19 protein-coding genes and 1 riboswitch are annotated in these 21,069 nt (G+C 74.9%); of the genes, 13 read left to right on the forward strand and 6 right to left on the reverse strand.

Annotated elements, in window-relative coordinates:
- Positions 1-103: 103 nt before the first annotated feature.
- Entirely contained in the window at positions 104-1,324 is a 1,221-nt protein-coding gene (locus tag RND61_RS28295; RefSeq protein WP_315880978.1) for an MFS transporter, read from the reverse strand.
- 94 nt (positions 1,325-1,418) lie between these two features.
- Between RND61_RS28295 and RND61_RS28300 the strand changes: the two genes are divergently transcribed.
- The gene (locus RND61_RS28300) at positions 1,419-2,663 is read left to right on the forward strand and encodes an ROK family transcriptional regulator (protein ID WP_315880979.1); all 1,245 of its coding nucleotides are present in this window, start codon (positions 1,419-1,421) and stop codon (positions 2,661-2,663) included.
- Between the two features lie 84 nt (positions 2,664-2,747).
- Here RND61_RS28300 and RND61_RS28305 read toward each other — a convergent pair whose 3' ends face one another.
- The 3 genes from RND61_RS28305 to RND61_RS28315 all read right to left on the reverse strand — a co-directional run bounded on the left by RND61_RS28305 (position 2,748) and on the right by RND61_RS28315 (position 6,901).
- Positions 2,748-3,500: an SDR family oxidoreductase gene (locus tag RND61_RS28305; protein WP_315880980.1), complete on the reverse strand. Its 753-nt coding sequence runs from the start codon at positions 3,498-3,500 to the stop codon at positions 2,748-2,750.
- Between the two features lie 38 nt (positions 3,501-3,538).
- The gene (locus tag RND61_RS28310) at positions 3,539-4,444 is read right to left on the reverse strand and encodes an RNA polymerase sigma-70 factor (protein WP_315880981.1); all 906 of its coding nucleotides are present in this window, start codon (positions 4,442-4,444) and stop codon (positions 3,539-3,541) included.
- A 138-nt stretch (positions 4,445-4,582) separates the two neighbouring features.
- The gene (locus RND61_RS28315) at positions 4,583-6,901 is read right to left on the reverse strand and encodes a chitinase C-terminal domain-containing protein (protein ID WP_315881001.1); all 2,319 of its coding nucleotides are present in this window, start codon (positions 6,899-6,901) and stop codon (positions 4,583-4,585) included.
- Positions 6,902-7,202: 301 nt separating this feature from the next.
- Positions 7,203-7,333, forward strand: a riboswitch (FMN riboswitch).
- 160 nt (positions 7,334-7,493) lie between these two features.
- Between RND61_RS28315 and ribD the strand changes: the two genes are divergently transcribed.
- The 10 genes from ribD (at position 7,494) to RND61_RS28365 (ending at position 16,028) form a co-directional block, all read left to right on the forward strand.
- Complete coding sequence (ribD, locus tag RND61_RS28320; protein ID WP_315880982.1) at positions 7,494-8,600, forward strand: bifunctional diaminohydroxyphosphoribosylaminopyrimidine deaminase/5-amino-6-(5-phosphoribosylamino)uracil reductase RibD; 1,107 nt, start codon at positions 7,494-7,496, stop codon at positions 8,598-8,600.
- Positions 8,601-9,203: a riboflavin synthase gene (locus RND61_RS28325; protein WP_315880983.1), complete on the forward strand. Its 603-nt coding sequence runs from the start codon at positions 8,601-8,603 to the stop codon at positions 9,201-9,203.
- Positions 9,200-9,850, forward strand: coding sequence for a nicotinamide mononucleotide transporter family protein (locus RND61_RS28330; RefSeq protein ID WP_315880984.1), 651 nt, complete (start codon positions 9,200-9,202; stop codon positions 9,848-9,850). Before RND61_RS28325 ends, RND61_RS28330 begins: the two co-directional genes overlap by 4 nt.
- Positions 9,847-11,172 (forward strand): bifunctional 3,4-dihydroxy-2-butanone-4-phosphate synthase/GTP cyclohydrolase II, encoded by a 1,326-nt coding sequence (locus RND61_RS28335; protein ID WP_315880985.1) that lies wholly within the window; start codon positions 9,847-9,849, stop codon positions 11,170-11,172. Before RND61_RS28330 ends, RND61_RS28335 begins: the two co-directional genes overlap by 4 nt.
- A 58-nt stretch (positions 11,173-11,230) precedes the next feature.
- Positions 11,231-11,716 carry a 6,7-dimethyl-8-ribityllumazine synthase gene (ribH, locus tag RND61_RS28340; RefSeq protein WP_315880986.1) on the forward strand — a complete coding sequence of 162 codons (486 nt, stop codon included), beginning with the start codon at positions 11,231-11,233 and terminating at the stop codon, positions 11,714-11,716.
- A 34-nt stretch (positions 11,717-11,750) separates the two neighbouring features.
- Positions 11,751-12,023, forward strand: a complete 273-nt coding sequence (locus RND61_RS28345; RefSeq protein WP_315880987.1) for a phosphoribosyl-ATP diphosphatase — start codon at positions 11,751-11,753, stop codon at positions 12,021-12,023.
- Between the two features lie 65 nt (positions 12,024-12,088).
- Positions 12,089-12,937, forward strand: coding sequence for an ATP phosphoribosyltransferase (gene hisG / locus RND61_RS28350; RefSeq protein ID WP_315880988.1), 849 nt, complete (start codon positions 12,089-12,091; stop codon positions 12,935-12,937).
- Positions 12,938-12,959: 22 nt separating this feature from the next.
- Positions 12,960-13,418: a PH domain-containing protein gene (locus tag RND61_RS28355; RefSeq protein WP_315880989.1), complete on the forward strand. Its 459-nt coding sequence runs from the start codon at positions 12,960-12,962 to the stop codon at positions 13,416-13,418.
- Between the two features lie 208 nt (positions 13,419-13,626).
- On the forward strand, positions 13,627-14,958 hold the full coding sequence (locus tag RND61_RS28360) for a hemolysin family protein (protein WP_315880990.1): 1,332 nt from the start codon (positions 13,627-13,629) through the stop codon (positions 14,956-14,958).
- Positions 14,955-16,028, forward strand: coding sequence for a hemolysin family protein (locus RND61_RS28365; RefSeq protein WP_315880991.1), 1,074 nt, complete (start codon positions 14,955-14,957; stop codon positions 16,026-16,028). The genes RND61_RS28360 and RND61_RS28365 overlap by 4 nt, the downstream gene beginning before the upstream one ends.
- Before the next feature lie 24 nt (positions 16,029-16,052).
- Here the strand turns inward: RND61_RS28365 and RND61_RS28370 are convergent, their stop codons facing one another.
- Positions 16,053-18,005 (reverse strand): AAA family ATPase, encoded by a 1,953-nt coding sequence (locus RND61_RS28370; protein WP_315880992.1) that lies wholly within the window; start codon positions 18,003-18,005, stop codon positions 16,053-16,055.
- Positions 18,006-18,413: 408 nt separating this feature from the next.
- Complete coding sequence (locus RND61_RS28375; RefSeq protein WP_315880993.1) at positions 18,414-19,052, reverse strand: uridine kinase family protein; 639 nt, start codon at positions 19,050-19,052, stop codon at positions 18,414-18,416.
- Between the two features lie 172 nt (positions 19,053-19,224).
- Here RND61_RS28375 and RND61_RS28380 point away from each other — a divergent pair, with 172 nt between their 5' ends.
- Together RND61_RS28380 and RND61_RS28385 are read left to right on the forward strand one after the other, a co-directional pair.
- Complete coding sequence (locus RND61_RS28380) at positions 19,225-20,631, forward strand: peptidase C39 family protein (RefSeq protein WP_315880994.1); 1,407 nt, start codon at positions 19,225-19,227, stop codon at positions 20,629-20,631.
- A gap of 88 nt (positions 20,632-20,719) precedes the next feature.
- On the forward strand, positions 20,720-20,866 hold the full coding sequence (locus RND61_RS28385) for an SCO1431 family membrane protein (protein ID WP_315880995.1): 147 nt from the start codon (positions 20,720-20,722) through the stop codon (positions 20,864-20,866).
- Positions 20,867-21,069 lie beyond the last annotated feature (203 nt).

A 21,069-nucleotide genomic window follows, 5' to 3' on the forward strand; every position in this document is an offset into this window, starting at 1 on the left:
CGGCGGTGCGGGGCGGGAGGGCGGCCGGGCGGGTGGGCGATCGGCCGAAAATGGACGACCGCCATGGTACGGGGACGGCGGTACGGACCCGTCGCTCGCCCGTTCAGGCCCCCCGGCCGCCCCCGGCCGCCGCGTCCGGGCCCGCCCCGCCGGCCCGGGCCCGGCGGCCCGGGGCCAGCACGCCCGCCCCGGCCACCAGGCCGAACGCCAGCACCGTGACCACCCCGAAGGACACGGTCAGCGACGTCAGGTCGGCGAGACCGCCGATCAGCGAGGGGGCGACCAGACCGGAGGTGTACGTGATGGTGGCGACCCCCGCGATGGCCTGGCTCGGGTTCGGACCGCTGCGGGCGGCCGCGGCGAAGGCCAGCGGGACGACGGCGGCCACGCCCAGCCCCATGAGTCCGAAACCGGCCATCGCGGCCACCGGGTGCGGCGCGGCGACGACCAGCGCGCCGCCCGCCGTCGCCGCGAGCCCCCCGGCCCGTACCGTGCGGGTCGCGCCGAACCGGTCCACTATCCGGTCGCCGACCAGCCGCGCCACCGCCATGGTCAGGGCGAACGCCGTCGTGGAGGCCGCCGCCGCGCCCGGCGAGGCGCCCAGCTCGTCCTTCAGGTAGACCGCCGACCAGTCGAGGCTCGCGCCCTCCGCGAAGACCCCGCAGAAGCCGATCGCCCCGATCACCAGCGCCGAGCGCGGCGGCAGCGCGAACCGCGGCGGCGGCTCCTCGTCGGGCGCGCTGCGCAGGTCCAGGACCCCCTGGCAGAACACCAGCCCCAGCACCGTCAGGGCGGCGGCGGCCAGCAGGTGGTGGAGGCGCGCGTCGCTGCCCAGGTGCGCGGCGAGCGTGCCGGTGGCCGAGCCGATCAGGGCGCCGACGCTCCACATGCCGTGCAGGCTGGACATGATGGAGCGGCCGAACCGGTCCTCCACCTCGACGCCCTGCGCGTTCATCACCACGTCGGACATGCCGGAGGACGCGCCGTACACGAACAGCGCGCCGCACAGGCCGTAGACGTTGGGCGCGAGCGAGGGCAGGGCCAGCGACAGCGTCCACAGGGCCAGCAGCGCGCGCAGCGCCGTACGGGCCCCGAGGCGGTGGCCGATCGCGCTCGCGAGCGGCATCGCCAGCGACGCGCCGAGCGCGGGGAAGGCGAGGGCCAGGCCCAGTTGCCCGGGGCTCGCCCCCGTGTGGTCCTGGATCCACGGGATGCGGGTGGCGAAGCTGCCGGCGACCGCGCCGTGCACGCAGAACACGGCGGCCACGGCGTACCGCGCCCGCCTCACCCTCTCCTTGCCGTACGGCACTGGCCCTCCCCGCATCGGTGTTCCCACGGTGTCCGGGCCCCTGCCGGGCACCCGCCGCCGTAAATTATCAGGAACCCTGCCTGAAAGTAAGATCGGAAGGACCCGCGGCATGTCCCCCACCCCCGCGTCCCCCCGCACCGCCCGGGCCGTCAACGACCGGCTCGCCCTGCGCCTGCTCCAGGAGGAGGGGCCCCTGACGGCGCGCCGGCTGACGAGGCTGACCGGGCTGTCCCGGCCCACCGTCGCCGACCTCGTCGAGCGGCTCCAGGGCGCGGGCCTGGTCCGGGTCGTGGGGGAGTCCGGCACCGAGCGGCGCGGCCCGAACGCCCGGCTGTACGGGATCGTCGCGGACCGCGCCCACCTGGCCGCCCTCGACGTACGGCTCCGGGGCGTGACCGTCACCGTCACCGACCTGCTGGGCGCCCCGCTCGCGCGGGCGACCGCCCCCGTCGGCGGCGACACGGACCCGGACCGGGCCGCCGACCGGGCCGCCGCCCTGCTGGAACGCGCCGTCCGGGAGGCGGGCGCGACCCGGCTCCACACGGTCTGCCTGGGCGCGCCCGGCCTGATCGACCCCGCCACCGGGGCACCGCGCGACGCGGCCGGCCTGCCGGCCTGGCACCGCCGGCTGGTGGCCGCCCTGCGCGCCCGGGTGCCCGCGGCCGTCCTCGTCGAGAACGAGACCAACCTCGCCGCCGTCGCCGAGCTGCGCGAGGGCGCCGCCCGCGACCGCGGCACGTTCGTCCTGCTCTGGCTCGGCCACGGCGTCGGCGCCGCCGTCGTCCTGGACGGCGCCCTGCGGCGCGGCGCGTCGGGCGGCGCGGGCGAGATCGGCTTCCTGCCCGTGCCGGGCACGGGCCGGCTGCCGTCCGCGACCGACTGCTCCGGCGGCCTCCACGCCCTGGTCGGCTCGGCTGCCGTCCGGGCCCTGGCCGCCGAGCACGGCATCGAGGCCGCGGGCGACGGCGGCGGGGGTGGGGGCGGGGGAGACGGCGGGGGCGAACCGGCCGGCGCGCGGGCGGTACGCGCCGCCCTGGAGCACCTGGCCGCGCGGGGAGCCGCCGCGGGCGCCGCGGACGCGTTCCTGGACGCCCTCGCCGGGCGCGTCGCCCTGGGCGCGGCGGCCGTCGGCGCCGTACTGGACCCCGGCTGCGTCGTCCTGGGCGGCGAACTCGGCCACGCGGGCGGCGCCGCCCTGGCCGCCCGCGTCGAGGAACGGCTCGCCGCCCTCTCCCCGCTGCGCACCGAGGTCCGGGCGAGCGCGCTGGGGGGCGCGGCGGTCCTGCGCGGCGCCCTCCTCACCGCCCGCGACACCGCCCAGGACGCCCTCTTCGGGTCCCCGCCCGTCCCCTGAGCGGGCCGTGCTCCCGGCGGTGACGCGGGCGGGGGGCGGTGGGCCCCCGCCCGCCCGCCGAGCGGGCCGGCGCGCGGCCGTCGTTCAGGCCCGCGCCCCGCGCGCGAAGCGCCGCTCCAGGTACTCCTCGAACGTCCCCGTGCCCACCGCGCGCCCCGGCGTCAGGTGCCCGCCCGCGCGCAGCGCCCGGTACGTCCTGCCGGCGAGCCGTACGGGCACCACCCGGCGCCGCCGCCCGGCCGCCCGCAGGTACGCCTCCGCCAGGTCCTCGAACGCCCGGACCTCGGGCCCGCCCATGTCCGGTACGCGTCCGGCCGGGCCCGCCAGGGCGAGCTCCGCGAGCCGCGCCGCCACCTCCCGGACCTCGACCGGCTGGTCGAGGACGCCCGCCGGGACCGGGAGCACCGGCAGCCGGGCGCAGCCTTCCAGGAGGCGCAGCACCAGGTCGTGGAACTGTGTCGTCCGCAGGACCGTCCAGCCGAGGCCGGACCGCTCGACCAGCCCCTCCACGGCCAGCTTCGTCCGGTAGTAGCCGAGCGGGACCCGGTCGACGCCGACGATCGATATGTAGGCGAGGTGGGAGACGCCGGCCCGCAGCGCCGCGTCGACCAGCCGGCGGGCCGCCCGCTCGTCGCCCCCGCTCGGCGTGCTGGCGCAGTGCACCACCGTGCCGGCGCCCGCCAGCGCCGCGTCCAGGCCCTTGCCGTCGCGCAGGTCGACCGCGTACGGCGCGGAGCGGCGGCTCACCACCCGCACCTCGTGCCCGGCCTCGCGCAGCCGCTCGGTGACGTGCCGCCCGAGCGTTCCCGTACCGCCCGTCACCACGATCGTGCCCATGGTCCCGTCCGTCCTTCCGTCGCCGGTGTTCTCGACGGCTACGAACCGGCGGGGTCCCCGGGACGTGACAGCTGCCGCCCCGCGAAGGCGAGCTTCTCCGGGTTGACCACGTTGTGCACGGCCGCGATGGCCCCGTCGCGCACCACGAACGACGCGACCGCGACCAGGGTGGGGCCCGCCCACGCCACCAGCGCCGGCTCGCCGTTGATCCGCACGCTCGCCAGGCGCAGCCGGCCCGCGTGGCGCGCCACCAGCCCGCCCAGGAACCGCAGCACCTTCTCCCGGCCCTCGATCGGCCGCCGCGCCGCCGACACGACGCCCCCGCCGTCGCCCCACCACACGACGTCGGCGGCGAGCGTCTTCTCCAGGGACGCCAGGTCCCCGTCGCGCGCCGCGGCGACGAACGACTCGACGAGTTCCCGGTGGCGCCGCTCGTCCCGCTCGGTGAACCGGGTCTCGGCCGCGGCGACGCGCGCGGCGGCCCTGCGGTGGAGCTGGCGGCTGTTGGCCTCGCTGATGTCGAGGACCCCGGCGATCTCGCGGTGGCTGTACGCGAACGCCTCGCGCAGCACGTAGACGGCCCTCTCGGTCGGCGTCAGCCGCTCCAGCAGCACCAGCAGCGCCGTCGACACGGCCTCGCGCCGCTCGGCCGACTCCAGGGGGCCCAGTGCGCCCTCCTCGGTGACGACCGGCTCCGGCAGCCAGGGGCCCGGGTACTGCTCGCGCCGGGCGCGCGCCGAGGTGAGCCGGTTCAGGCACAGGTTGGTGACCACCTTCGCCAGCCACGCCCCCGGCCGGTCGATGCGGTCCCGCTCGGTCCCGCTCCACCGCAGGTACGCGTCCTGCACCACGTCCTCGGCCTCCGCCGCGGAACCGAGCATGCGGTAGGCGAGGCCGAACATGCGCGGGCGGTGACTCTCGAACTCTTCGACGGTCTCTGTCACGACACTCACGTTCACAGCCTGCCACGGCACGCACGGAGGAGACCCGGCGGCGGGCAGGGGCCTTCCCCCACCGCCGCCGGGTCTCCGTTCCGGCCGCCGGGCGTCAGGCGCGGACCGCCCGACGCCCGGCCGGACGCGTCAGCAGGTGCCGAGGTCCTGCCACACGCCCCACTCGCCCGTCGTACCGGGCTCCTCGCCCTTCGTCCACCACTTCGCCTTCCACGTGTGGGACTTGTGGGAGACGGTGGTGCCGCTGCCGTAGGAGGCCGAGGCGTCCCACGCCGGGGCCGTGCAGGCGCCCGGGCTCGGCGGCGGGTCGGTCGGGTTCGGCGTCGGGCCCGTGCCGGGCTCGACGACCGTGGTGCCGCGGGCGAGGTCGCCGGCGAGCGCGTAGGTCGTGCCCGCGATGTTGACCGTCCAGTTCGACGGGGTCGACACCGGCAGGTAGTAGTTGAAGGACAGCTCCACCGAGGCGCCCGGCGCGAGGGTCTGCCACGCCGGCAGCTTCAGCGAGACGCGGTGGAAGTCGCCCTTCAGCCCGCCCACGTTGCCGCCCGTGTGGTCGCTGCTGATCACCTTCGTGCCGAAGCCGGACTGGTCGGAGGCGTTGGCCGGGGCCGAGGTGGCGTAGTCGAACTGGAACTCCGTGCCGCCCGGGAGCGTCGTCTTCGTGTTGTTGGTGATCTTCACCTTGGGGGTGATCGGGTAGTTGGAGTCGCCGAGCTTGAACTCGCCGAACTGCACGCCGATGTTCACGGCCTTGGTGGGCAGCGCCTTGTTCGAGACCTTCGCGCCGTACGGGGAGGCCGCCTTGAACTTGTCGTACATCAGCGACGTCAGCGTCGAGCCGGGCTCGTACTGGCCCTTCGCGGCGTTCCAGCCGTAGTCGCCGGCGAGCTCCCACACCATGGTGCCGCCGATGCCGCGGTCGACCACGTAGTCGGCCTTGCGGGCCACCGACTGCTCGTCCTCCGTCGACAGGAAGACCTTCTTCTCGGCGTTCCACAGCCACGGCGCGACCAGCGTGGAGTCGTACTTGCGGGCGTAGGTGCCGGTCAGCTTCGTGCCGGCCGGGAAGCCGTACGTGGTGAGGTAGTCGCCGACGACGCCCTTCTCCAGGTTCTTGGCGTGCCACATCGGGTTGGAGCCCGCCGGGGACTCCTTGCCGTTGTCGTCCTTGTCGTGCCAGAGGTTGTCGATGCCGACCGCGCCGTCACCGCACTTGGTCAGGCCGGAGCCGGCCGGGCAGCTGGCCGCCGCCGCCTTGCCCCACAGGCCGTCCGTGCCGCCCTGGACGTTCTTGAAGCCGCGGGTGTAGTACGGCAGGCCGATGTTGATGCGGCCGGCCGGCATCGAGCCGCGGAAGTAGTGGTACGCCCAGTCGGTGTTGAGGTAGCCGATGCCGCCGTACTGCTGGCTGCCGTACACGTTCGCCGCGGCCAGCTCGGAGTCCTTGCCGTCGTCGAACAGCGAGGCGTTCGGGCCCACGTGCTCGTTCCAGGCGCCGTGCAGGTCGTACGACATGATGTTGACGTAGTCGAGGTACTTCTGCTGCTGGTACGTCTCCATGCCGCGCAGCAGGTAGCCCGAGGAGGGGGCGGCGACGGTCAGCATGTAGTGCTTGCCGTCGGCGGCGCCGGCGCGGTCGAGCTTCTCGCGCAGGGTCTTCATCAGCGCCGTGTAGCCCTGGACGAGGCCGGCGCGGCGGCCGTTGGCGATCGACCAGTCGAGCGGGTTGCCGGCGTCCTTCATGGTCGTCGGGTACTCGTAGTCGATGTCGACGCCGTTGAAGCCGTACTTCTTGATGAACTCGACCGCCGAGTCGGCGAAGGTGTTGATGCCCGCCTGGTTGACGGAGCCGTCCGCGTTGGTGGCCATCGAGTAGAAGCCGCCGGAGGCCACGCGCTTGCCGCTGTCGTCGAAGTAGCCGCCGGTCTCCGCCCAGCCGCCGACCGAGATCAGCGTCTTGACGTCCGGGTGCTGCTTCTTGAACTTGTTCAGCAGGTTGAAGTGGCCCTTGTAGGGCAGGGTCGGGTCCATCTCGGCGCCCGCCACGCCCGGCCAGGTCATGCCGGTGGCGGCGTTGTTCGGGCCGTCGGTGCCCACGGAGATCTTGTTGCCGGCGCCCACGTGGGCGAAGGCGTAGTTGATGTGGGTGATCTTGTCCCACGGGATGTTGCTGGCGAGGTAGGCGGGCGTGCCGTCCTTGCCGGTGCGCCAGCCGGTGAAGTAGCCGATGACGCGGCGCTGGTGGTCGGCGCCCATCTTCTCGCGGCCTTCGGCGTCGTACACGGAGCAGTAGGGGACGTCCACGCCGGGCGTCTTGTACAGGCCGTCGGGGCGACAGGACTCGTGGTCGGCGGCGTACGAGACGCCACCGGAGAGCGAGCTGAGCAGCAGTCCGGCGACGGCGGCGCCGGATGCGAGCAGCGAGGCTCTCGCACGGGGGGATGACAGCACGGTCGGCTCCTCCTGGGGAGTCGGGCTTCACACAACGTGCGGCTTCTGGCAGGGGGTTGGGGTCGTGCCCGGCCCAGGTGTGCGCACACCGGAGGGCCGTCTCCGCGGAGAGGTGACGCAGACATTAAGAGGACTAGACCAAAGCGTCAATAGGTCTGGACCAATCTGGTTCCACGGGGGCGGGAAGAAGGGGCCGGGGGCGCGCGGGAGGGAGGCCCGGCCCCCGCTGTGAGTCAGCCCACAGAGATCACCCGCGTGGGCGGCGCGGAGCCGTGGCACACTGGCCCTGTATCAGCAGCAGCGCACTCCGGGGTCGGTGCAATTCCGAACCGGCGGTTACAGTCCGCGACCCGGCCGCATCCAGTGGCCGGTTGACCAGGTGAAACTCCTGGACCGACGGTGAAAGTCCGGATGGGAGGCAGTGCGCGGCGGGCAACCCTTCTCGGGGCGCGCCGTCGTCTGCCGGCGGCCGGGCGTCCCCCGGAGGCCGGCCGGCGCCGTGGCGGCGTACCCCCGCGAGGCGCCGTTCCCGCTTCCTGTCGCCACCGACAGGCCCCGGAGTCCGTGCCCGACGAGGCAGGAGGACCCGGTGGCCACAGCGGCCGACACGACCGCCATGCGCCGAGCCGTCGCGCTCGCCGCCCGTGGACTCGGCTCCACCAGCCCCAACCCGGTCGTCGGGTGCGTCGTCCTCGATGCCTCCGGCCACGAGGTCGGCGCCGGGTACCACGAGCGCGCCGGCGGCCCCCACGCGGAGGTCCACGCCCTGCGCGAGGCGGGCGCCCGCGCCCGCGGCGGCACCGCCTACGTCACCCTCGAACCCTGCAACCACACGGGCCGCACCGGCCCCTGCGCCCAGGCGCTCGCCGAGGCCGGGATCGCACGCGTCGTCTACGCCGTCGCCGACCCGAACCCGCAGGCCAGCGGCGGCGCCGACACGCTCCGCGCGGCCGGCGTCGAGGTCGAGGGCGGCCTCCTCGCCGACGAGGCCGCGGCCGGCAACGCCGCCTGGCTCACCTCCGTGCGCCTCGGCCGGCCCCACGTCCGGTGGAAGTACGCCGCCACCCTGGACGGCCGCGTCGCGGCCGCCGACGGCACCAGCCGCTGGATCACCTCGCCCGAGGCCCGCGCCGACGTCCACCGGCTGCGCGCCGAGGCGGACGCCGTCGTCGTCGGCTCCGGCACCGCCCGCGCCGACGACCCCCACCTCGCCGTACGCGGCGTGGACGGCGCCGTCCAGCCGCTGCGGGTCGTCGTCGACACCGGGGCGAGTGCCGTCAGGCCCGGTGCCCGCGTCCTCGACGACGCCGCCCCCACGCTGATCGCCGTCGCCGAGGACGCCGCCGCCGACCACCTCGCCGGCGCCGACGTCGTACGGCTCCCCAGGGCCGCCACCGGGCGCGGCCTGGCGGTACCGGCCCTGCTGGCCGCCCTGCACGAGCGGGGCGTCCGCTCCGTACTCCTCGAAGGCGGCCCCACCCTCGCGGGCGCCTTCGCCGCCGAGGGCGCCGTCGACGAGGTCGTCGGCTACCTCGCCCCGGTCCTCCTCGGCGCCGGCCCCGCCGCGCTCGGCGACGCCGGGATCACCACCGTCGCCGACGCCCTGCGGCTGCGCGTCACCGACACCACCCGCATCGGCCCGGACCTCCGCGTCACCGCCCGCCCCGCCTCCCTCCCCACCCCCAAGGAGCACTGAGTGTTCACCGGAATCGTCGAAGAACTGGGCGAGGTCACCGCCGTCGAGACCCTCGGCGACGCCTCCCGCTTCCGCGTCCGCGGCCCCGTGGTCACCCGGGGCGCGAAGCACGGCGACTCGATCGCCGTCAACGGCGTCTGCCTCACGGTCGTCGAGCACGAGGGCGACGAGTTCACCGCCGACGTGATGGCCGAGACCCTCAAGCGCTCCAGCCTCGGCGCGCTCACCGCCGGCTCCCGCGTCAACCTGGAGCGGCCCGTGCCCGCCGACGGCCGCTTCGGCGGGCACGTCGTCCAGGGCCACGTCGACGGCACCGGCACCGTCGTCGAGCGCACCCCCTCCGAGCACTGGGAGGTCGTCAGGATCTCCCTCCCGGCCGAACTCGCCCGCTACGTGGTCGAGAAGGGCTCCATCACCGTCGACGGCGTCAGCCTCACCGTCGTCGAGGCCGGCGCCGACCACTTCACCGTCAGCCTCATCCCCACCACGCTCGCCCTCACCACCCTGGGCCACAAGCAGCCCGGCGACCCCGTCAACCTCGAGGTCGACGTCATCGCCAAGTACGTCGAGCGCCTCCTCGGCACCCGGGGGGCCGCCCGATGAGCGCCCTCACCTGGCTGGGCGGCGAGGCGTTCACCGCCTTCGGCCAGCGCATCATCTGGTCCGACATGCTCGGCAACACGATCGGCCTCGCCGCCCTCGCCCTCGGCTGGCGCCGCTCCATCCTCACCTGGCCCGCCCAGTTGCTCTCCGGCGTCGTCCTCGTCGCCGCCTACGCCTCCGCCCAGCTCTCCGGCGGCGTCGGCAAGCAGCTCCTGGTCATCGCCGTCGCCCTGTGGGGCTGGCGCCAGTGGCACCTCGGCCGCGGCCAGGCCCAGGACGGCTCCATCGCCGTCCGCTTCGCCACCTGGAGGGAGCGCGGCCTCCTCCTGGCCGGCGCCGTCCTCGGCACGCTCGCCGTCGGCGGCCTGTTCACGCTGTACCCGTCACTGTCGTGGAGCCCCTGGGCCGACGCGTACATCTTCGTCGGCACCCTCGTCGCGATGGTCGCCCAGGCCCGCGGGCTGGTCGAGTTCTGGTTCGCCTGGCTGCTCGTCGACGTCGTGGGCGTCCCGCTCGCCTTCAGCAGCGGCCTCGCCTTCTCCGGGCTCGTCTACGTCGTCTACTTCGCCCTCGTGCTGTGGGGCATGCGCGACTGGTGGCTGCGCACGCGCACCCCGGCCCAGGCCCTGGAAGGAGCCCCGGCATGACCACCGCGCCCGAACTGCCCCTGTGGGACACCGCCGACCTCACCCTCGACCCCGTCGAGCAGGCCGTCCGCGACATCGCCGCCGGCCGGCCCGTCGTGGTCGTCGACGACGAGGACCGCGAGAACGAGGGCGACCTCGTCGTCGCCGCCGAGAAGGCCACGCCCGAGATCGTCGCCTTCATGATGAGCGAGTGCCGCGGCCTCATCTGCGCCCCCATGGAGGGCGACGAGCTCGACCGGCTCCGCCTCCCGCAGATGGTCGAGGAGAACACCGAGTCGATGCGGACGGCGTTCACCGTCTCGGTCGACGCGGCCCCCGCCCACGGCGTCACCACCGGCATCTCCGCCGCCGACCGCGCCACCACCCTCCAGCTCCTGGCGAGCGGCGCCGCGGAGCCGTCCGACTTCGTCCGGCCCGGCCACGTCTTCCCGCTGCGCGCCCGCCCCGGCGGCGTCCTGGCCCGCAACGGCCACACGGAGGCCGCCGTCGACCTGGCCCGCCTCGCCGGACTCCGCCCGGCCGGCGCCATCGTCGAGATCGCCGGGGAGGACGGCGTCATGCTCCGGCTCCCGGAGCTCGTCCCCTTCGCCCGCAAGCACGGCCTGACGATCATCTCCATCGAGGACCTGGTCGCCTACCGCCGCGGCACCGCCCCCGCCGCCCGCCACGACACCGCGACCGCCCCGGCCCCGGCCGTCCACCGCGAGGCCGAGGTGCGGCTGCCGACCGCGCACGGCGACTTCACCGCGTACGGCTACCGCTCCACGGCCGACGGCGTCGAGCACGTCGCCCTCGTCCACGGCGACCTCGGCGACGGCGAGGACGTCCTCGTCCGCGTCCACTCCGAATGCCTCACCGGCGACGTCTTCCACTCCCTGCGCTGCGACTGCGGCCCCCAGCTGCACGCCGCCATGGACCGCATCACCGAGGCCGGCCGCGGCGTCGTCGTCTACCTGCGCGGCCACGAGGGCCGCGGCATCGGCCTGCTCTCCAAGCTCCGGGCGTACGAGCTCCAGGAGCGGGGCCGCGACACCCTCGACGCCAACCTGGAGCTCGGCCTGCCCGCCGACGCCCGTGACTACGCCGCCGGCGCCCGCATGCTCGCCGACCTCGGCGTCCGCAGCGTCCGGCTGATGACCAACAACCCGGAGAAGACCGCCGCCCTCGCCCACCACGGCCTCACCGTGGCGGGCCGGGAGCCCATGCCCGTCCAGGCCGGCGAGCACAACGTCCGGTACCTGCGCACCAAGCGCGACCGCATGGGCCACGACCTGCCCTGGCTCGACGGCCCGGCCGACGTGTCCCCCTGCGTCACCCAGTAGCACCACCGCACCACCCCACCCACCACCGAGCGAGCGATCGCACCACCCGAGGAGAAACGTGAGCGGCAAGGGCGCACCCGAACTGACCGTCAGCAACTGCGGCGACCTCCGCGTCGCCGTCATCGCCGCCCAGTGGCACGAGAAGGTCATGACCGGCCTGGTCGACGGCGCCCTGCGCGCCCTGCACGAGCTGGGCATCGACGAGCCGACCGTCCTGCGCGTCCCCGGCAGCTTCGAGCTGCCCGTCGTCGCCAAGGTCCTCGCCGGCCGCGGCTACGACGCGGTCGTCGCCCTCGGCGTCGTCATCCGCGGCGGGACGCCCCACTTCGACTACGTGTGCCAGGGCGTCACCCAGGGCCTCGTCCAGGTCTCCGTCGACACCGGCGTCCCCGTCGGCTTCGGCGTCCTCACCTGCGACACGGAGGAGCAGGCCCTCGACCGCGCCGGCCTGGAGGGCTCGAACGAGGACAAGGGCCACGAAGCGGTCACCGCCGCCGTCGCCACCGCCATGACGCTGCGCACGGTCAGCGAACCCTGGCGCTGAGTGGGTGCGCCCCACCCCGTACTCTTGGGTCATCATGGCGAACAAAACCTTCGAAGACCTCTTCGCCGAGCTGGAGCTCAAGGCCAAGGCCGGCGACCCCGCCACCTCCCGCACCGCCGAGCTGGTGGACAAGGGGGTCCATGCCATCGGCAAGAAGATCGTCGAGGAGGCCGCCGAAGTCTGGATGGCCGCCGAGTACGAGGGCAAGGAAGCCGCCGCCGAGGAGATCTCGCAGCTCCTGTACCACGTCCAGGTGATGATGGTCGCGCGCGGGATCTCCCTCGACGACGTCTACGCCCACCTCTGACCCGCCCCTCCCGCACGCACCCCGCACCCCACCAGAACCACTCCGAGGCAAAGGAAGCCCGTCCCATGCTGCGCATCGCCGTCCCCAACAAGGGTTCACTGTCCGGGCCTGCGTCGGCGATGCTCCATGAGGCCGGCTACAAGCAGCGCAAGGAGTCCAAGGAGCTGGTCCTGGTCGACCCGGACAACGAGGTCGAGTTCTTCTACCTCCGCCCCCGGGACATCGCCATCTACGTCAGCTCCGGCAAGCTCGACATCGGCATCACCGGCCGCGACCTGCTGCTGGACTCCGGCGCCAACGCCGAGGAGATCCTGGAGCTCGGCTTCGCCCGCTCCACCTTCCGCTACGCGACCCGGCCGGGCACGGCGAGCGGCCCCGCCGACTTCCACGGCATGACGATCGCCACGTCGTACGAGGGCGTCGTCGCCAAGCACCTCGCCGACCAGGGCATCGACGCCTCCGTCGTGCACCTCGACGGCGCCGTGGAGACCGCCATCCAGCTCGGCGTCGCCCAGGTCATCGCCGACGTCGTGGAGACCGGCACCTCCCTGCGCAACGCCGGCCTGGAGGTCATCGGCGAGCCGATCCTCACCTCCGAGGCCGTCGTCGTCCGCCGTACGGGCGCCCCCGCCGACGACCCCGAGGTGCAGCGGTTCCTCCGCCGCCTCCAGGGCGTCCTCGTCGCCCGCAGCTACGTGATGATGGACTACGACTGCCGCGCCGAGCACCTGGAGCAGGCCGTCGCCCTCACGCCGGGCCTGGAGTCCCCGACCGTCTCACCGCTGCACAACGAGGGCTGGGTCGCCGTCCGCGCGATGGTCCCCGCCAAGGACGCGCAGCGCGTCATGGACGACCTGTACGCCCTCGGCGCCCGGGCCATCCTCACCACCGAGATCCACGCCTGCCGCCTCTGAGCCGGAAGCCGAACGCCCCGCCATGCCCGACGTGCCCAGCGAAGTCCCCGCCCTCCCCGTCACCTTCCGGCCGCGGCGCACCCGCGCGGTGCTCCTCGCCACCGGCGCCGTCATGTTCGCCGTCATCACCGTGGTCGCCCTGGTCCTGGAGCGGCTCCACCCCGGCGAGCGGATGAGCTTCGTCCTCACGGCCGCGCTCTTCTACGGCGTGCTCATCCTGCTGAGCCGCCCGAAGGTCGTGGCCGACGAGGACGGCGTCACCGTCGTCAACCTGACCCGCAGCCGCCGCCTGGCCTGGCCGGAGATCCTCCGCGTCAACCTGCGCGTCGGCGACCCGTGGGTGTTCCTCGACCTCAGCGACGGCACCAGCCTGCCCGCCCTCGGCATCCAGCCGGGCATCGGCAAGGCGCAGGCCATCCGCGACGCGCGCGCCCTGCGCGCCCTCGCCGAGAACCGCGGCACGGGCCCCGAGCAGCGCTGACGGCCCCCGCCCGGCCCGCGGCACCCTGCCCGGGCCGGGGCGGCGTGATTACTCTTGTCGCGGTGGCGCCCGGAGCGCCCCGCCCCGCACCCACGGCAGCGACCGGGCCGGCGGGGCACCTGCGACCCGAGGAGTGACCCCCTCCAGCAATGGACGGATCGTCCTGTAGTACCTCCGCCGCCCCCTCCGCACCCGAGGAGGCGGCGGCATGACCCTCCCCCTCCTGCTGCTCTGCGCGGCCTTCGTCCTGATCCTCGCCAACGGCTTCTTCGTCGCCGCCGAGTTCGGCCTGGTGACCGTGGAGCGGGCCGACGCCGAACGCGCCGCCTCGGACGGCGACCGGCGCGCCCGTACGGTCGTCAAGGCCCTGCGGGAGCTGTCCTTCCAGCTCTCCGGCACGCAGCTCGGCATCACCCTCACCTCGCTCGTCGTCGGCATGCTCGCGCAACCGGCGCTCGCCCGGCTGCTGAGCGGCCCGCTCACCGCGACCGGACTGCCCGCGGGCGTCGTGTCCGGCCTCGCCGTGGCCGTCGGCATGCTCGCCGCCTCCGCCCTGCAGATGGTGGTCGGCGAGCTCGTCCCGAAGAACTGGGCGGTGTCCCGGCCGCTCCAGGTGGCCCGGTTCGTCGCCGGCCCGCAGTACGCGTTCTCGGCGGCCCTCCGCCCCGTGATCGCGCTGCTGAACGCCGTCGCCAACCGGCTGGTGCGGCTCATGGGCGTGGAGCCCGCCGAGGAGCTGGCCTCCGCCCGTACGCCCGGCGAGCTCGTCGCCCTCGCGCGGCACTCCGCCCGGGCCGGCGCCCTCGAACAGGACACCGCCGACCTCTTCGTACGGACCCTGTCCCTGGGCGGGCTCACCGCGCAGCACGTGATGACGCCCCGGGTGAAGGTCAACGCCCTGCGGTCCGACGCGACCGCCGCGGACGTCCTCAACCTCACGCGGGCGACGGGCCTGTCCCGCTTCCCCGTGTACCGGGACCGCATCGACGAGATCGTCGGCATGGTCCACCTGAAGGACGCCCTCGCGGTCCCCGCGCCCGCGCGACCGCGGACCCCGGTGGGCCGGATCGCCGTCCCGCCCCTCCTCGTCCCCGAGACGCTGCCCGCGCAGGCGCTGCTGGAACGGCTCCGCAGCGAGCAGCCCATCGCCGTCGTCGTCGACGAGTACGGCGGTACGGCGGGCGTGGTCACCCTGGAGGACATCGTCGAGGAACTGGTCGGCGAGGTCCGCGACGAGCACGACGCGGTCGCGGACGGCGAGCCCGAACTCGCCGCCGTCGCGCCGGAGGACGGCCGGCCCGCCTGGGAGGCGAACGGCAGCTGCCGGGTGCACGAGCTGAAGCGGATAGGGCTGGAGGTCCCCGAGGGCCCGTACGAGACCGTCGCCGGGCTCGTCGCCGACCTGCTGGGCCGCATCCCCGCCCCCGGCGACCGCGCCGAACTGCCCGGCTGGCGGCTCCTCGTCCGCCGGGTGGACCGGTACCGCGCCGGGCGCGTCCGGCTGGTCCGCACGGCGGACGTGGCGGAGGCCGCCCGGTGAGCGCGCTCCAACTCCTCTTCGCTGCCCTGCTGGTGTTCGCGAACGGCTTCTTCGTGGGCGCCGAGTTCGCCCTCGTCTCCGTCCGCCGCAGCCAGGTCGAGCAGCTCGGCTCCCCCCGGGCCCGCACGGTCCTGCACGGCCTGGAGAACCTGCCGCAGATGATGGCCGCCGCGCAGTTCGGCATCACCGTCTGCTCGCTCACCCTCGGCGCGGTCGCGGAGCCGACCGTGGCGCGGCTGCTGGAGCCGGTGTTCCACGCCGTGCGCCTCCCCGAGGGCCTGGTCCACCCCCTGGGCTACGTCATCGCCCTCGCCGTGGTCGTCTTCCTGCACCTCGTGGTGGGGGAGATGGTCCCGAAGAACCTGGCGATGGCCGCGCCGGAGAGGACCGCGCTGTGGCTGAGCCCGGCCCTGGTCGGCTTCGCCCGGCTGTGCCGGCCCGTCACCGCGGCCCTCGGCGCCTGTTCCGGCGCCGTGCTCAGGGCCTTCGGGGTCGAGCCGAAGGACGAGGTGGAGGCCGTCTTCACCAGCGAGCAGCTCAACCGCCTCGTCGAGGACGCCGGCCAGGCGGGCCTGCTCGCCCCGGCCGAGCAGGAGCGCCTGGAGGACGCCCTGGAGCTGGGCACGCGGCCCGTGCGGGAGGTGATGATCCCCCGTACGGCGGTGGTGACCGTCCCCCCGTCGGTCACGCCGGCCCAGCTCGAGGCGCTCACCGTGCGCACCGGCTACTCGCGGTTCCCGGTGCGCCCGGAGGGCGGGGGCGCGTTCCTCGGCTTCCTGCACGTCAAGGACGTCCTGGACCTGGAGGACCCGGACCGGGCCGTGCCGCAGCACGTCTGGCGGCCCATGGCCACGCTGCGGGCCGAGCTGCCGCTGGACGAGGCGCTGGCCGTGATGCGGCGCGCGGCGGCCCACCTGGCGCAGGTCGCGGACGTGTCGGGCCGGGTACTGGGCCTGGTCGCCCTGGAGGACGTGCTGGAGATGCTGGTGGGGGAGGTGCGGGACCCGGCGCACCGCGTCCGCGTCGCGGGTCCGCGCCCGTCCCCGGAGGGGAACGCCCTCCCGGCGTAACGGAGGTGCCCGGCGGCCGTGCGGTCAGTACGCCGGGGGCAGGGGATCCTGCGGGCCGCGGCCGCCCGGGCCGCGGCCCGAGAGGACCTCGCCGTACGCCTGCATCAGGTCCGGCAGCCGCAGCGTCGCCAGGTCCTCCCGCGTCGGCGTCCCGGCGTACCCGGAGAGCCGCAGGTCGCGGTAGGCGCACGACTTCTCGTACAGGGTCCGCAGGAACCTGCCGTTGCCCAGCTCGTCGATCCAGCCCTGCTCCACGACGTGGCCGCTGATCGAGTGCAGTTCGTCGAGCGACTCCTCGTCCCACACGTCGCCGTTGGCCGCCGCCAGCACCTTCCCGATCTCGGTGAGCTCCAGCGGCCGGTACGACGGGAAGTCGACGCGCGTGGTGAACCGGGACGACAGCCCCGGGTTGGCGGCGAGCAGCCGGTCCATGCCCTCCGGGTAACCGGCGAGGATCACCACCAGGTGGTCGCGGTTGTCCTCGGCGCGCTTCAGCAGGACCTGCAGCGCCTCGTCGCCGTACGCGTCGCCCTTGCTGTAGCCGGAGTTGGAGAGCGAGTACGCCTCGTCGACGAAGAGGACGCCGCCGAGCGCGGAGTCGATCAGCTCGTTGGCCTTCACCGCCGTCTGTCCCAGGAACTCCCCGACGAGGTCGGCGCGCTGGGCCTCCACGAGGTGGTCGCCGCCGAGCAGCCCCAGGGCGTAGAACACCCGGCCGAGGATGCGGGCGACGGTGGTCTTCCCCGTGCCGGAGGGGCCGGAGAAGACGAAGTGCCGCTTCGGCGGCTGGACGGGGAGCCCCTGGCCCGCCCGTAACCGGGCCATCTCCAACTGCGCGGAGAGCGCCTTGACCTGCCGTTTCACCGGATCGAGGCCGACCATCCGCTCCAGTTCGGCGAGCGCCTTCGCCAGCAGCTCCGGGTCCGTCGGGCTCGCCGGGAACGGCGGCGCCGGCCGCCCCGGCACGGCCCCGCCCGCCTTCTCCCGCGCCCCGCCGGGCGGTGCGGGCGCGGCGGGCGGCGCCCCCGGCACGGGCCCGCCCGGCCCCGCGGCCGGCCCGGACTGCTGCGGGAGGCCGGGGCCCGCGACGTCGTCGAACCCCGGGTCCAGCAGGTCGGCGCCCGGCCCGCCGTCCGCCCCGCCCCCGACCCCGGCGCCGCCCGCCAGGGAGACCGCCGCGAGGCCCGCGGTCTCCTCGGGCGTCCCGTCGAAACCGTCGTACTCGGCGATGGCCGCGAGCCGCGCCGCCGTGTCCATGAACGCCGGGTCCACCCGGTGCACCGCCCGGTACAGGGGCAGCGCGGCGGCGGTGCGCCCGGTGCCCTCGTGCGCCCGGGCGAGCCAGTAGCGCAGCTCCTTGCGCTGGGGCTGCTCGCTGCGGCACCGCATCAGCGCCGCCGACAGCAGCGGCTCGGCCTGCCCGTACATCTCCAGCCGCACCCGCGCCATGCCGCCGAACAGCCCGGCCTCGATGCCCAGCAGCGGGTCGTCGACGAGGGGCTCGGTGTGCCGGACGAGCTGGTCCCAGTCCTTGACGAGGTAGGCCCGGCAGGCGTGCAGGAACCGCACCTGCGGGTCGGTGTCCACGGGCGGCAGCCCCGCCAGCGCCCGGTCGAGCTCCGGGACGTGCCGGCCGTCGAGCCAGTGGGAGGCGTGGGCGAGCAGCAGGTCGCGGGAGCTCTCCAGCACCGGCTGCACCCACCAGCCCAGCCAGTACCAGGAGTTCAGCGTCCGCCGGTGGCGCCGCCGCTGCTCGCCGAACCGGGCGCGGTGGTGGTACATCCGCAGCAGCGCGGTCGTCGTGTCGACCCGCAGGGCGTGCAGCCCGAGCCAGGCGTCGGCCATGCCGGGGTCGATCCGCACGGCGGTGCGGAACTCCTCCTCGGCCTGGGGGTACGCGCCCATGGTGTAGGCGTCGACACCGCGCAGCCAGGCGAGGTCGGCGGGGGCCTGCGGGCCCTGCGTGCCGATGTCCATCGGGTCCCCCCACAACACGTGTCCCCGGAGCCGTCCCGCCGGGCGGGCGCCCGCCGGAGGCTTTTCGACCGCCTTCCCGTGGACGGGCTTTGACCGCACCGGGGTGCATCGTACCCGCGCGCGGGGTGCGCGACTAAGGGCGCGACCAGTGCTCGGGAGGCGTTCACGGGCGCGCCGGCGATAGTTACCGAGGGTAAGCGCCAAGCGGCCGAACCATGGGGTGAACCGGAGCGGCGAGGGCAGAACGAAGCCCCCGATCACGGGGGAACAACCGGGGGCTTCGCGTCTGCGGCGACTCCGAAAAGCCGCACATTGAGAACGTAAGACCTGTACGGCCCCTCGGTCAAGCGAAGTTGAGGCAGTCTGGGCGGCCGATTTCCGACTCCTGCGGAAGATCCCCGTTGATCGTCACGGTGTGTGACGGATTGGCTTCGAATCGGCGGCTGAAAAGTGCCTCGGCAGCCACAGATATCCCCCCTGGCACTCACGTATCAGGGTGTCCGCGAACGGCAGGGAGGGGTCGTGGGCGAAATGGCGGGTCTCCGCCACTGTCCATCCGTCCCAGAAAGCGGACTGCGCGGGTCCGTCGCGGTGCCGCCCCCGCCGCCAGGACTCCTCGGCGGCGCGCTCCATCCACATCAGCCGCGCCAGGCGGGGCCGGAGCGCGCGGCGCCCGGCGCCCACGCCCTCGACCAGGACGACCGGAGCGGGCGGCAGCCGCCGCGCCGGCCCGAACCGGCGGGCGCCCCAGTCGTACGGGCGGTACTCCGCCGCCTCGCCGCGCGCGAACCGGTCGAGGACCTGCGCGCGCAGACGGCCCGTCCAGGCGAACGGCTCGTCGTGCGTGGCGATGTCGTCGAGGTGGAGGACCGGAGCCCCGCCGAGGGCCTCCGCGAGCCGCGCGGCGAACGTCGACTTGCCGGACCCCGCGTGCCCGTCCACGGCGACGAGCCGCACGGGCCCGCACGACGGCGCGAGGGCGCGCAGCTCGGCGGCGAGCGCCCCGAGGCCGGGGCGGCCGGGGCGTTCGGTGGCGGCCTGGGACATGCCGCCACCCTACCGACGCCCCCGGCGGGCGCATCGGGGGCCGCCCGGGGGACGCGGGCGCGGATTGCCTGGCGGAGGCGGGGTCCGCCGGCGATAGTGGGCGGCGCCGACCCGTCTTCCGCGCCCACCCGCGCGCCCGGACCGCAGCCGACCCGACAGGGGGACCACCCGCATGCCCGAACCGACCTCGCGCAGGACCGTGCTCGCCGCCGCCCTCGCCACGGCCTCCGCCGCCACCGTCGCGGCCTCCGCCGCCCCGGCCCCGGCCGCGCCCGCCGGCCCCGTCACCGCCCCGCACCCCGCCGGCGGGGACACGACCGGCCCGCTGATCGACAACCGCTTCTGGACCACCCCCGCCGACTGGCGCTCCGGCACCGCCGAGGGCGTCCGCGCCGTCGCGGGCCCCCGCCCCGGCATCGCCATCGACGTCCCCGTCGGCAGCGCCGACCGCACCGACCCGCACACCGGCACCACCGCCCGCTGGGAGTACGCCTCCTGGACCTCCCCCCGCCACGTCACGGCCGCCCCCGCGACCGAGCTGGTCGCCTCCTGGAACGCCGACACGCCCGCCGGGACCTGGATCACCGTCGAGCTGTCCGCCGGCTACCCGGACGGCACCGACTCGCCGTGGTACGTGATGGCCCACTGGGCCGCCGGCGACGGCGACATCCGCCGCGCCTCGGTCGACGGCCAGGGCGACGGCCGGACCCGCGTCTGGACCGACACCGTCGCGGTCGACGACCCGGCGAACGGGCCGCGCCCCACGTCGTACCGGCTCCGCGTCACCCTCCACCGCGCACCCGGGAGCGACCGCACGCCGACCGTGTGGCGGCTGGGCGCCATGGCCTCCGACGTGCCGGACCGCTTCACCGTCCCCGCCGCCGAGCACCGCGTGGTCCGCGAGCTGAGCGTGCCGCGCTACTCCCAGAACACCCACATCGGCCAGTACCCCGAGTACGACAACGGCGGCGAGGCGTGGTGCAGCCCCACCTCCTCGCAGATGGTCGTCGAGTACTGGGGCCGCCGTCCCACCGCCCGTCAACTGGCCTGGGTCGACCCCGCCTACGCCGACCCGCAGGTCTGCCACGCCGCCCGCGCCACGTACGACAGCCAGTACGAGGGCTGCGGCAACTGGTCCTTCAACGCCGCCTACGCCGCGACCTACGACGGCATGAACGCCGTCGTGACCCGGCTGCGCTCGCTCACCGACCTGGAGAACCTCGTCGGGGCCGGCATCCCCGTGATCACCTCCCAGTCCTTCCTGGAGGGCGAGCTGACGGGGGCCGGCTACGGGACCGCCGGTCACCTGATGACGGTGATCGGCTTCACGGCCGACGGCGACGTGATCGCCAACGACCCGGCGTCCCCGACCAACCAGGCCGTCCGCCGCGTCTACCGGCGGCGCGAGTGGGAGACGGTCTGGCTGCGCACCAGGCGCCGCGACGCCACCGGCGGGGTCGTCTCCGGGACGGGCGGCGTCTGCTACCTGTACTGGCCCGACGAGGCGACCCCGGCCCAGCGCCGGGCGCTCGCGGACGCCGGCGTGGGACAGGAGGTGCGGGGCGGCGGCCGGGAGTGAGCAACGTCTCCCCCCACGGGGGCCTTCCCGCTGGCACTGTGGAGGGGCCGGGGGGACAGTCACAGCCGTACGACGACAGCGAGATGCCATGACCGCGAACGCAGCCGCCGCCCCCTTCCTCCGTGCCCGCACCGGAGGCCCCCAGGACGACGGCCCCAAGGTGCTCGAGCACGTCCTCGGCTGGGTCCTCGTCGTCGTCGTCGCCATGTTCGTCACCCAGGCCGGCCTCCTCTGAGTTCCCCGGCGCACCCTCCCGCCGGGACGTGAACGAGCGTTACCGAAGGGTGTCTTTCCGCTGGTGACGGGAGGCACCCGATCGGGCATACTCGTGCCGCCACAGCCGCTGAACTGCCGTTTCCGTGACCCGGAGGGGCAGCATCGGCGAAGCAGTGTGACCCGGCGGCGCCGCCCAACCCTTCGCGCGCGCCCGCCGCAGCG

This window comes from Streptomyces tamarix, assembly GCF_032423885.1.
In the GTDB taxonomy this organism is placed as follows: domain Bacteria; phylum Actinomycetota; class Actinomycetes; order Streptomycetales; family Streptomycetaceae; genus Streptomyces; species Streptomyces tamarix.